This is a genomic window from Vibrio sp. V12_P9A6T4 (assembly GCF_963874835.1).
Taxonomy (GTDB): domain Bacteria; phylum Pseudomonadota; class Gammaproteobacteria; order Enterobacterales; family Vibrionaceae; genus Vibrio; species Vibrio anguillarum.
Genome location: NZ_CAWNJO010000104.1, coordinates 39577 through 51713, shown reverse-complemented (window position 1 = coordinate 51713; position 12137 = coordinate 39577). Strand labels below are relative to the sequence as shown.

At 44.8% G+C, this 12137-nt stretch carries 9 protein-coding genes; 5 read left to right on the top strand and 4 right to left on the bottom strand.

From position 1 onward, the window contains the following. The first annotated feature begins 96 nt into the window (after positions 1-96). Positions 97-3252 carry a chitinase C-terminal domain-containing protein gene (locus AACQ42_RS15815; RefSeq protein ID WP_094164891.1) on the top strand — a complete coding sequence of 1052 codons (3156 nt, stop codon included), beginning with the start codon at positions 97-99 and terminating at the stop codon, positions 3250-3252. Positions 3253-3364: 112 nt separating this feature from the next. Here the strand turns inward: AACQ42_RS15815 and glgC are convergent, their stop codons facing one another. From glgC to AACQ42_RS15795, 4 genes are all read right to left on the bottom strand, one after another. Beyond that, entirely contained in the window at positions 3365-4579 is a 1215-nt protein-coding gene (gene glgC, locus AACQ42_RS15810) for a glucose-1-phosphate adenylyltransferase (RefSeq protein ID WP_013867890.1), read from the bottom strand. A gap of 168 nt (positions 4580-4747) precedes the next feature. After that, a complete protein-coding gene (locus AACQ42_RS15805; protein ID WP_094164889.1) occupies positions 4748-6658 on the bottom strand; it encodes a sensor domain-containing diguanylate cyclase in 1911 nt (636 codons plus the stop codon). A 182-nt stretch (positions 6659-6840) separates the two neighbouring features. After that, a complete protein-coding gene (locus AACQ42_RS15800) occupies positions 6841-7365 on the bottom strand; it encodes a hypothetical protein (protein ID WP_017046411.1) in 525 nt (174 codons plus the stop codon). 136 nt (positions 7366-7501) lie between these two features. Beyond that, complete coding sequence (locus tag AACQ42_RS15795; RefSeq protein ID WP_026028331.1) at positions 7502-7873, bottom strand: YgiW/YdeI family stress tolerance OB fold protein; 372 nt, start codon at positions 7871-7873, stop codon at positions 7502-7504. 157 nt (positions 7874-8030) lie between these two features. Here AACQ42_RS15795 and AACQ42_RS15790 point away from each other — a divergent pair, with 157 nt between their 5' ends. The 4 genes from AACQ42_RS15790 to modC are packed head-to-tail and all read left to right on the top strand — an operon-like array spanning position 8031 to position 12066. Next, the gene (locus tag AACQ42_RS15790) at positions 8031-9506 is read left to right on the top strand and encodes a cobyric acid synthase (protein WP_094164887.1); all 1476 of its coding nucleotides are present in this window, start codon (positions 8031-8033) and stop codon (positions 9504-9506) included. A 1-nt stretch (position 9507) separates the two neighbouring features. Next, the gene (modA, locus tag AACQ42_RS15785) at positions 9508-10281 is read left to right on the top strand and encodes a molybdate ABC transporter substrate-binding protein (RefSeq protein ID WP_088733412.1); all 774 of its coding nucleotides are present in this window, start codon (positions 9508-9510) and stop codon (positions 10279-10281) included. Further along, complete coding sequence (modB, locus tag AACQ42_RS15780) at positions 10271-10960, top strand: molybdate ABC transporter permease subunit (protein WP_176429635.1); 690 nt, start codon at positions 10271-10273, stop codon at positions 10958-10960. Before modA ends, modB begins: the two co-directional genes overlap by 11 nt. Then, positions 10960-12066: a molybdenum ABC transporter ATP-binding protein ModC gene (gene modC, locus AACQ42_RS15775; protein WP_040122869.1), complete on the top strand. Its 1107-nt coding sequence runs from the start codon at positions 10960-10962 to the stop codon at positions 12064-12066. Before modB ends, modC begins: the two co-directional genes overlap by 1 nt. Positions 12067-12137: the final 71 nt, after the last annotated feature.

Here is a 12137-nt window from a genome sequence, read left to right as displayed (position 1 = left end):
TCTGTTCTACAGTTGTTTCACGTGAGAATTAAAGTCTGGTTTCTTCTTGATACGAGGCTTTTTACAGTGAAACAATAACTTAAGGAATGAGCAGCTATGCATTTAAACAACAGGACAGTGGCAAAGGGTGTTTTTACACTGAGCACTTTAACGGCCTCTTGCTTGATGGCTTTTAACAGCTATGCAGCCGTTGATTGCACGACACTAAGCCCTTGGGAATCGTCAAAAGTTTATACTGGCGGTAACAAGGTTCAGCACAGTGGTACCGCCTACCAAGCCAACTATTGGACTCAAGGTAACGATCCAGCCAACTTTTCTGGTGATTATGCCCAGTGGAAAGTGTTGGATGTTTGCGCCACTTCCGGTGGTGAGAACCAGCTACCGACCGCGAATCTCTCTTCACCTTCCGCAGCAGATGTGATTGCTGTCGGTGATACCGTAATATTAAGTGCGAACGCAACCGATAGTGACGGCAGCGTTGCTCGAGTCGAGTTTTCTGTCGATGGTGCAATTGTGGGTATAGTCACCACGGCACCTTATAAAGCCACGTGGGTCGCAACCGCTGGTCAGCATGAATTCAGTGTTGTAGCCATCGATGATAAAGGTGATGCCAGCGTGAAAAGTGCAACGACCTTAACGGTGAAAGAGGCACAACAACCAGGCAATCAGGCTCCAACCGTTGATATTACGCTCTCTGCGGCTTCCGTTGATGTGGGGGCTTTAGTCACCTTAACCGCAAACGCTGCTGATACTGATGGAAGCGTCGATAAAGTTGATTTCTTCGTTGCGGGAACGCTGGTTGGAACGGCTGTTAGTGCTCCGTATACCTTAGAATACACCGCGACAAAAGCGGGTAACTTGGCGGTGTTTGCACGCGCCACTGATAACCTTGGTGCGACGACAGATTCCACGTTAGCGACTTTAACAGTCAATGGCGCGCCAATAGCTAATAATTGTCGTCCTGATGGTTTATATCAAACCGAAGGTGTGAATGTACCTTATTGCACCGTTTACGATGCGGAAGGTCGTGAGATCATGGGGGCGGATCATCCACGTCGTGTGATCGGTTATTTCACCAGTTGGCGTGCGGGTGATGATCCGCAATCGGCTTACCTTGTAAAAGACATCCCGTGGGAGCAGCTCACGCACATTAACTATGCCTTCGTCAGCATAGGTTCCGATGGCAAAGTGAATGTGGGCGATGTGAACGATGCCAATAATGCGGCAGTGGGCAAAGAGTGGCCAGGGGTTGAGATTGATCCTGCATTAGGCTTTAAAGGTCATTTTGGTGCGTTGGCAACAGCGAAGAAAAAATTTGATGTTAAGACCTTAATTTCTATCGGAGGCTGGGCTGAAACTGGCGGGCACTTTGATACGGCAGGCAACCGTGTCGCCGATGGTGGTTTTTATACGATGACAACCAACGCGGATGGCTCTATCAACCACGCTGGTATTGAAAAATTTGCAACATCGGCTGTTGAAATGATTCGTAAATATCAATTCGATGGTGTCGATATCGACTATGAATATCCAACCTCAATGGCGGGCGCAGGTAATCCAGATGATAAAGCGATTATGGAACCTCGCCGTGCTTATTTATGGGCGTCGTACCAAGAGCTCATGAAGGTACTACGTCAGAAGCTTGATCAAGCATCGGCACAAGATGGGCACCATTACATGCTGACGATCGCAGCACCGTCTTCTGGTTATCTATTGCGTGGTATGGAGACGTTTGATGTCACTCAGTACCTTGATTATGTGAACATCATGTCTTACGACTTACATGGTGCATGGAATGATCACGTGGGTCACAACGCGGCATTGTACGACACTGGTAAAGATTCAGAGTTAGCACAGTGGAACGTATATGGCACGGCTCAATACGGTGGCATTGGTTACCTCAACACTGACTGGGCTTATCACTATTTCCGCGGTTCTATGCCCGCAGGGCGTATCAACATCGGCGTTCCTTACTACACGCGCGGCTGGCAAGGTGTCACGGGTGGAGAGAATGGTTTATGGGGGCGAGCGGCATTACCTAACCAAGCGGAATGTGCTCCGGGCACTGGTGAAGGTGAGAAAAACAACTGTGGTCACGGCGCGGTGGGTATTGACAACATGTGGCACGACACCGATCAGAAAGGAAACGAGATGGGCGCAGGTTCAAACCCAATGTGGCATGCCAAAAACCTAGAGAAGGGAATTTGGGGCTCTTACGCCCAAGCTTATAACCTTGATCCAGTGAATGAGCCTGCCGATCAACTTGTCGGTCTTTACCAACGTCACTACGACAGCGTTGCCGTCGCGCCTTGGCTGTGGAATGCCGATAAAGGGGTGTTCTTATCAACTGAAGATAAAGAGTCTATCAACACCAAAGCCGATTATGTCATCGATAAAGAGATCGGCGGCATCATGTTTTGGGAGTTAGCAGGCGATTATAACTGTTATGTATTGGATGCTAATGGCCAACGTACTCAAGTGGATTCAACAGAGCAAGCTTGTGCAAGCGGAAATGGCGAATACCACATGGGTAATACCATGACGAAAGCAATTTATGACAAGTTTAAGTCGGCAACGCCTTATGGCAACACGCTTGCAACAGGAACGATTGCCAGTGAAACCGTAGACATCGCGGTCTCCGTTGGTGGATTTAAGGTGGGTGATCAAAACTACCCAATCAATCCGAAAATCAGCTTTACTAACAACACGGGTCAAGATATCCCCGGAGGTACTGAGTTCCAGTTTGATATCCCCGTATCTGCACCTGATAATGCTAAAGACCAATCTGGTGGTGGTTTGAAGGTGATTGCTTCTGGCCATACTCGCGCCAACAACGTCGGTGGTTTAGACGGCGTCATGCACCGCGTAGCGTTTAGCTTACCTAATTGGAAAGCTCTGCCCGCAGGCGGCGTGTATGAACTGGATATGGTTTACTATCTGCCTATTTCTGGGCCTGCAAATTACAGCGTAAACATTAATGGTGTCGATTACGCCTTCAAGTTTGAACAACCGGATCTTCCACTTGCTGACCTATCTTCTGGTGGCAGTGACGGTGGAGATACTGGCGGTGGCGATACCGGTGGTACCACGAATCCTAGCAATGTCATTACTTGGGTTCCCGGATCCACACAGGTGAAAACTGGCGATGTTGTGATTTACAACGGGAAATGTTTTATTGCCAAAAACAACCCCGGCGTTTGGGAGTCACCGATTCAGTCAAATTGGTTTTGGGATGCAACAACGTGTCCATAACCGAGCGTGATTAATCGGTATGTTTTGAACTCAGTGTAAAGTAAGAAGCCTTAGCGTGTGCTAAGGCTTCATTTTAATGAGGGATAAATTGAGTGGGCAAAAAAATCTAGGTTTAGAATTGATAACTTTCGGGTACCACAACAATGCCATTTTCTGAAATACGGAAACGCTGGGCATCTTCAACTGGGTTTAAGCCAATTTGAGTATGTGGAGGGATTTTTACATGTTTATCAATAATACATCTCATGAGCTGACACCCTGCGCCGACTTCAACGTCATCAAATAAAATGCTATCGACCACTGTTGCACCATCATCAATTCTGACGTTTGAAGAAATAATGGAGTGTTGTACAGAACCTCCAGAGTTAATCACACCGTTTGAAATGATCGAATTAATGAATATACCTTCGTTACCTGTTGCAGAAGAAACCGTGCGCGCAGGTGGGTATTGCGCTTCGTATGTTCGAATGGCCCAGTTTTTTTGGTATAAGTTCATTGGTGGAACGGGTTCGAGTAAATCCATGTTAGCGTTATAAAAAGAATCAAGTGTTCCGACATCACGCCAGTAACAATCTTTAGCGACTCGCCCCCGGTCACCGCAAAACTCATACGCATAAACAGCATGGCTTTCAATCAATTTGGGAATGATGTCATTGCCAAAATCGTGACTCGAGTTTTCCAGCTCAGCATCATTAATCAAAGCACTTTTTAATACTTCCATATCAAAAATGTAGATCCCCATAGAAACTAAGCTGCGATGAGGATTATTGGGCATGGAGGGTGGGTCACTTGGTTTTTCGATGAATGAGGTGATTTTGAAGTCATTATCCACATTCATCACGCCAAAGGCAGAAGCTTGTTCTCTTGGGACATCCATGCAGGCGATAGTCAGTGCAGCATTTTTTTGCTTATGAGCTTCGAGCATAGAGGCATAGTCCATCCGGTAGATATGATCACCAGATAAAACAACGACGTGTTTGGCATCACTGCGTGAAAGTAGCCACATATTGTGATAGATAGCGTCCGCCGTTCCTTCGTACCATTTTCCGCCTTTTCTCATCTGCGGGGGGATCACAGAAATGAATTCGCCGAGTTCTGGATTGAAAATAGACCAGCCATCACGTAAATGTTTTTGTAATGAATGAGATTTATATTGAGTCAGGACCAAAATCTTTCGTAGCCCTGAGTGTAGGCAGTTGGTGAGTGTAAAATCAATGATTCGATATTTTCCACCAAAGGGTACAGCCGGTTTTGCTCTGTCATCAGTTAGCGGAGATAGCCGCGAACCGACGCCACCTGCTAACACAACGGTTAGTGTTTCTTGCATCTTATTTCTCCCTAAATATGTGCAATCTATTTAACATATTAGAGAGTAGTACAAGTTTTAAGCCAAAAGTAAAAATGATAGCGAACAATACGTTACAAACTAAGTTTGCGATAATTGCACGAAAATAAACCCATTTTATTTCTCGATGCACTTAAATGGTGCTAATTGTTAAGCAAATTCTTCCATCTCGACACTGGTCAATACCGAGACAAGATTACGCCCCGAAGCTTTTGACTCATACAATGCAATATCTGCCCGTTTATACACTTCTTCTGGTTTTTCTGTAATGTCAGTGATGCCACCGCTGATCGACACTTCTAAACGATGATTTAAGTGAACGGCTACTCGTAAACGGTGCATGACCAACTCAGCTTCTGCCAGTGGTGTATGAGGCATAATGATGGCAAACTCTTCGCCTCCGATGCGAGCTAAAAAGTCCGTTTCTCTTAGGTGCTCACTTAATTGTGTTGCGACAGAACGAATGATTTTATCGCCTTCTGCATGGCCTAATTTATCATTAATACGTTTAAAATGGTCGATATCAATAATTGCTAAGCACGACTGCACTTGAGCTTGGTAACGTTTTACGCGTAAGCATTCTGAACGCATTTCTTGATCAAATTTCCTGCGGTTCCAAATGTTGGTGAGCGCATCTTTCTCGCTGAGCTCACGCAGGCGATTTTCTAGCTCTTTGCGATGACTAATATCAACAAAGGAGGCCACATAAAACTGAATAATTCCGTCTGAATCACGGATGGTTTGAATACGTAAGATCTCGGTTTGCATTGAGCCATCTTTACGCTTATTAATGACTTCACCTTCCCATAACCCTTCGTCTTGCAGCACTTTCCACATATTCATGTAAAAAGCTTGATTGTGCTTACCGGAGGAAAAAACGGAAGGTTGTTTACCTCTTACCTCGGCTAAGGTGTAGCCGCTGATCCGGGTAAACTCATTGTTTACTTTGATAATGCGGTTATTACGATCGGTAATCACCATAGCGGACATACCATTCATCGCCGCCCTAGCCAGTTTGCTCTCGATACTGTTTTTATCGTGGTTTGCGTTCCAACGAATAAAACCGGCGGCAATCGTCATTACTAATAGCGCGATGCCAACTGCTTGAAAGCCAATTTTTAGCTCTGTGGCAGAAAGCAATTTATTGAGCGCATCACCATTTAATGACTGAATTAGGTAAATTGGCTCCATTTCTGGGAATATGGATTGCAAAGGAACTTGAGTAAAACTATACCAGCAGTTGTTATCCCATACCGTGCCAGAAGCTTGCTCTTGCATACTTTTCCATAGTATAGGGGCGACACTGTTAATATTCAGCATGTGGTATTTCGACGGGTTTTCTTGCTGAGATAAGATCTCATTTTCATGATGAATATACTGACCCTTGAAACTGATGATGTCTGGGCGACTCAGTGAATTTAAACTCTGGTTAAATTTTTTGTACAATTGGGTTAAGTTAAGATTTGCTACAAAATAGCCTTGCCTTTTTCCATCAAAATCTATTGGTGCAATAATCCTAAATACTGCGGTTATCTGGGGAGCAGTACCATAATTTTCTTCTTCTCTTTCACTATCAACACCGAAGATCCCAATTTGGTTTGGGGAAAGGTTTTGCGCATACTGAAAATAGTCTCGGTGCAATTTGTTTTTTAGTTGTGATCTTGGTACTACTTCTGTTGATCCATTACTCTGATTCACGCGAATTAATTCGTTACCCGCTATATCAAAAAGCCTGAGCCGAGAATAAAGAGTTTGAATACGAGCTGCTAATAACCAAAACGCCTGTACCGCTTCGATATTTTCGGTGGAGGGAAGACGTAATGCGCTGTACAACATGGTGTTGTTTGACAATATTTGAGTGGAATTGTAAACGTCATTAAACGCAGTAAGCAGTTCGTGCTTATTGTATTCGAGTTGAGAATGGCTTTTTTGTTCGATCATTTGCACAGTTTGTTCATGAGCTTTGTCGAATTCTTTGACGAAATAAAGAAAGGGCACAACCCCAAGCACGACACTAACAAATAGCCATTGAGCTAAGTATTTATAGAAAGAGCGAAACATAGCGGCACATATAAGTTATTGAGTGCATAGTATATCGCTGATATATGAGAAGTCGCTTCCAAATATCTGATATCGTGGAGTACATCAAATTTGTGGGGTAATTCTGTTGATACAAAGAGTAAAAGAAGCGCACAAGTAGCGAAGAAGCATCATGCGCTTAAACCTGAAGGCCGCTTTACGTTTTAGAACTGAAAACGAACATTCATGACGATCTGTGGGCCGTAAACGCCGTTGTTTTTGGTTTCAGCTCCTAACGATAATTGTTCGGTAGAGTGAAAACGTAATCCAGCGCAAAATACCGAGTGTTCATCGTTCTTACCCAGTTTAATATTGGCTTCAATTTGGCTTGATAACCAGATCCGGCTGCCAATATTAAACTCCAACTGGGTTTCGCTTTTGCCACCCTGTTCATCGGTAGGTCTAATGTGGTGAACAAGCATTTGTCCGTAGACATCAGCAAATTGGTTTATTGGACCGTTAAAGCCAATTCCGCCAGCGGCATCCCAATCTCCGTCAAATCTCGAATCGTAACGAGCGACCAGGTGTGTGTTATCGGTTAAATAAGTACTAAATTCTGCACCTGAGGATTCAGGGCTGATAGCGGTTCTGACTTCAAAGAAGTTATAATTAAAATTGTTAGCTTGCGCAGAGAAAGAAAGAACGCATGACAAACCGACTAGGCCTAGTGAGTACGCTTTTTTATACATGTACGCTTCGTCCTGAAAAGATGAAAATTAAGCTGAATAAGATACAGCAATGGCCTGCAAATTACAGGCCATTTTCACAAAAAAATCCATCTTATTTTTTGTGTTTTACCATCAAGAGAGCAATAAACAGTAATGATTATAGAACTTGGATCTGATCCACTTCGATTTCAGGTGTCAGTCCTCCTTCATATTCGCCATAAAGGCGAACCTTAGTCTCAGCATTGAGTGGCGCTGTGAAGTGGATATCATCATCCAGTTCTACTTGAATCTCACCGTTGCCATCACTGAATACGAATGTGTCTTTTCTGATTTGACGAATCAACTTTCCTTCAACCACAACATGCTTTTCTGTAAACATATTGGTGTCTTTTAGCAACGATTCCACAGACGTAAGTTCGATAGGACCATTGTAATTGATGGCACTACTGTTTTGGTTATGGTTACCTGCAAAAGCGAAAACAGGAGCAATAATCATCGAAGCTGCTAGGGCTAGTGTTGTACGTTTCATTTTTAATTCCTCTATGGGTTTGTTGTTTTGATGAAGCGATTTAAACACTAAGATGTTGAACACACTCTGAGCGGAACATTAATATTCCATTCATTTTATTGAGTGAGTAGCAGCTGTGACGGTATGATTACCAGCAAACGCCTATCGTAGAGTTAATATGGAATCAACATTAAGGTCATTGATGGTGCAGGGCACCACTTCCGACGCTGGAAAAAGTGTGCTAGTTGCAGGCTTATGCCGAGTGTTAGCACGTCGAGGAATAAAAGTAGCCCCTTTTAAGCCGCAAAACATGGCGCTCAATAGTGCGGTGACGGCCGATGGTGGCGAAATCGGGAGAGCGCAAGCTGTTCAGGCTCAAGCGTGTGGCGTTGAGCCATCGGTACACATGAACCCTGTATTACTCAAGCCAAATTCAGACACGGGTGCGCAGGTTATCCTGCAAGGCAGAGCGCTCTCTAATATGGAAGCAACGGGTTATCACGATTATAAGAAAGTCGCGATGAATACTGTGCTTGATTCCTACGCTCGGTTACAAGCCGAGTATCAAAGTATCATGATTGAAGGGGCGGGAAGCCCGGCTGAAATCAACCTACGCGAAAATGACATTGCTAACATGGGGTTTGCTGAAGCGGCCGATGTACCTGTGATTATCATTGCCGATATTGACAGAGGCGGTGTATTTGCTCATCTGTATGGCACGTTAGCAGTGCTTTCTGAATCGGAACAGCTGCGTGTAAAAGGGTTTGTGATTAACCGCTTTCGAGGTGATATTGCGTTACTGCAATCTGGCCTTGATTGGTTAGAAGCAAAAACGGGTAAACCCGTTATTGGTGTGCTGCCTTATTTACATGGCTTTGATTTAGAAGCTGAAGATGCGATCACTCAAGCGCAAACCCTCAGCAGCAACAGTAAATTGAATATTGTGGTGCCAGTGTTAACTCGTATTAGTAACCATACTGATTTTGATGCGTTGCGTTTAAATCCTGATGTTGACTTGCGTTATGTGGGAAAGGGTGAACGGATCGAAAATGCGGATCTGATTCTGCTTCCGGGCAGTAAATCTGTAAGGGACGATCTTGCGTATCTTCGCTCACAAGGTTGGGATCAGGATATCAAACGTCACTTGCGTTTCGGAGGCAAAGTGATGGGCATTTGTGGTGGTTACCAAATGTTAGGTCGGGTAATTCGCGATCCACTCGGCGTTGAAGGTGAAGCGGGCGAAAGTGAAGGACTGGGGTTGTTGAACGTCAGTACAGAACTCACCGCTGAAAAAACGCTCAGGAATGTTCAAGGCGAGCTTATTTTACCGCAAGGTAAAGCGAAGGTCTCAGGCTACGAGATCCACGTTGGACGCACAACGCTCGATGATGCATCATCCTCAGCAATCATCACGTTAGACAATGGCAACCGTGATGGTTTATTAAGTGATTGCCAGCAAGTGTTGGGGACTTACATGCACGGAATTTTTGATAGTTTTCCCGTAACTGAGCTTATCTGTCGCTGGGCTGGTGCCGCTGATATAAGTTATTACGATCATGTGGCGCAAAAAGAACAAGCCATTAACCGCATTGCGGATGCGATTGAAGAGCATTTGAACTTGGCCTTATTATGGCCAGAATTAACGGAGCGTTAACATGAGAAAAATACTGCTCTCTATCGTCGCCATGCTGTGCTGCACGGCGGTTTATGCACAAGAGAAAATCACTGTTTATGCAGCGTCATCCATGACGAATGCGGTTAATGAATTGATTGCGGCTTACCAGCCGAAACAACCGTTAGACATTGTGCCCGTTTATGCGGGTTCATCCGCGCTTGCTCGTCAAATTGAGCAAGGTGCACCAGCGGATATTTTCATTTCAGCCAATGATAACTGGGTTACTCACTTGCTTAACAAGAACATTGTGACGAGCGATAAGGTCACATTGTTGGCTGGAAATCAGCTGGTGCTTATCGCCCCTCAATCGTCGAAGCTCAATTCGCTGGTGGTAAATGATGTTGCGGCATGGCTTGACGCCTTGAACGGTTCACGTTTAGCGATAGGTAACACAATGGCAGTGCCTGTGGGAATGTATGCCAAAGAGGCACTAGAAAAGTTAAAAGTGTGGTCGTCGCTCGCCCCTATGCTGGCTCAAACCAATAACGTACGTTTAGTGCTTGCGCTAGTGGAACGTCAAGAAGCCGCACTTGGTATTGTATATAAGACGGATGCATTGATGAGCAATAAGGTCAAAGTGGTACACGAATTTGATTCAAGCCTACACAGCGCTATCCATTATCCTTTAGTGCAGCTAACTGAGCGTGATACGGTGAATCAATTCATGCTTTTTTTACGCAGCGATCAAGCAAAAAGTATCTTACAGAACTACGGTTTTAGCGTGATAACAGGAACGGATTCCTTTGCTTTCTGAGTACGAATGGGTTGCACTGCAACTGAGCTTAAAAGTCGCGATTTATACCGTGCTTTGGCTCTTACCGCTGGGAATGTTTTTTGCGTGGCTACTCGCCAGAAAGCAGTTTTGGGGTAAAAGTATACTGGATAGCCTAGTGCATTTGCCGCTCGTTTTACCGCCAGTGGTCGTGGGTTATCTTCTGTTGATCACCATGGGTAAACAAGGCGTAATTGGGCAGTGGCTTGATAATATGTTTGGCTTGCGTTTCAGCTTCAGTTGGCGTGGAGCCGTGTTGGCGTGTGTCATCATCGCACTGCCCTTGATGGTTCGTGCGATTCGTTTAAGCCTTGAAAGCGTCGATCCTAAGTTAGAGCAAGCGGCTCGAACCTTAGGCGCTTCACCACTCAAAGTTTTTTTGACCATTACATTACCCTTAACGATACCCGGGCTGATCACTGGCGCGATGCTCTCTTTTGCTCGCAGCCTAGGCGAGTTTGGGGCCACCATTAGCTTTGTGTCCAATATTCCCGGTGAAACACAAACGCTTCCTCTTGCGATGTATAACTTTTTAGAAACGCCAGGAGCCGAAATGGAAGCGATGCGTTTGTGTATTATCTCGATCATGATTGCCTTGGCTTCGTTATTCATTTCTGAAGTGATTAGCCGCCGAATGACTCGGCGCTTAGGGACTCAATGATGAGTGGGTTAAAGATTCAATTTGAAAAACAGTTAGGTGATATCAAGCTTAATGCGGATTTGGTTTTACCAAGCCGTGGTATTTGTGCTGTTTTCGGGCGTTCAGGGGCGGGTAAAACCTCCTTCATCAATATTATTAGTGGATTGGTGAAGCCTGAACTTGGTGAAATCGAGATCAATGGCCGCATCCTATTTAGTCAACGAAAAAAAATCAACTTGCCTGTTGAAAAGCGCAATGTTGGTTACGTTTTTCAAGATGCTCGATTGTTTCCACATTACACCGTTCATGGCAATTTAAACTATGGTGTCAAAAAAAAGGATGCCGACCACTTCGCCGCCATCGTAAAATTATTGGCCTTAGCGCCATTACTTACACGTTATCCGCCTGATTTATCTGGTGGGGAGAAACAGCGAGTAGCGATTGGCCGAGCCTTACTATCCAAGCCAGATATTTTATTGATGGATGAGCCGTTGGCATCGCTCGATATGCCGCGCAAACGTGAAGTGATGCCTTTTTTGGAAGAGCTGGCTCATAGCGTACATATTCCCATTCTCTATGTGACGCACAGCATGAATGAAATTTTGCGTCTGGCTAATCATTTAGTTGTGTTAGAGCAGGGCGCTGTGCTGATAAGCGGTGAGCTAGAGCAAGTGTGGTCTTCAAATTATATGCGTCCTTGGCAATCATTTGCCGACCAAAGTAGTCTGTTTTCTGCCCACATCTGCCAGCACAACAAAGATTATGCGCTCACACAGGTCTCGCTTGCAGATGATGTCAAACTTTGGGTGCAATATGTGGAAGGCGAGGTAGGCTCTGCACTGCGATTACAGATCCGTGCAAATGATGTTTCGGTGGCGCTTGATAAGCCAAACCGGACGTCAATTCGTAATATTCTGCCTGCGCAGATTTGCCAGCTTGAAAAGCAGCCTCTAGGTACTGATAAACAGAGTGTGGGGATAAAACTCAAGTTAGGCGAAGGGTGTTACCTGTGGGCTACGGTAACCAAATGGGCGGCCGATGAGCTACAACTGGATGTTGGTGATTCGCTGTATGTGCAAATTAAAGGCGTGAGCGTGTCGCAGCGTGATATCGTCTTAACGCATTAATGTTTTTCATTATTAATGTATTGATTCAATAACCTAAGCCTCTCTTATCTCGAGTTCAGGTTCAATAGAAA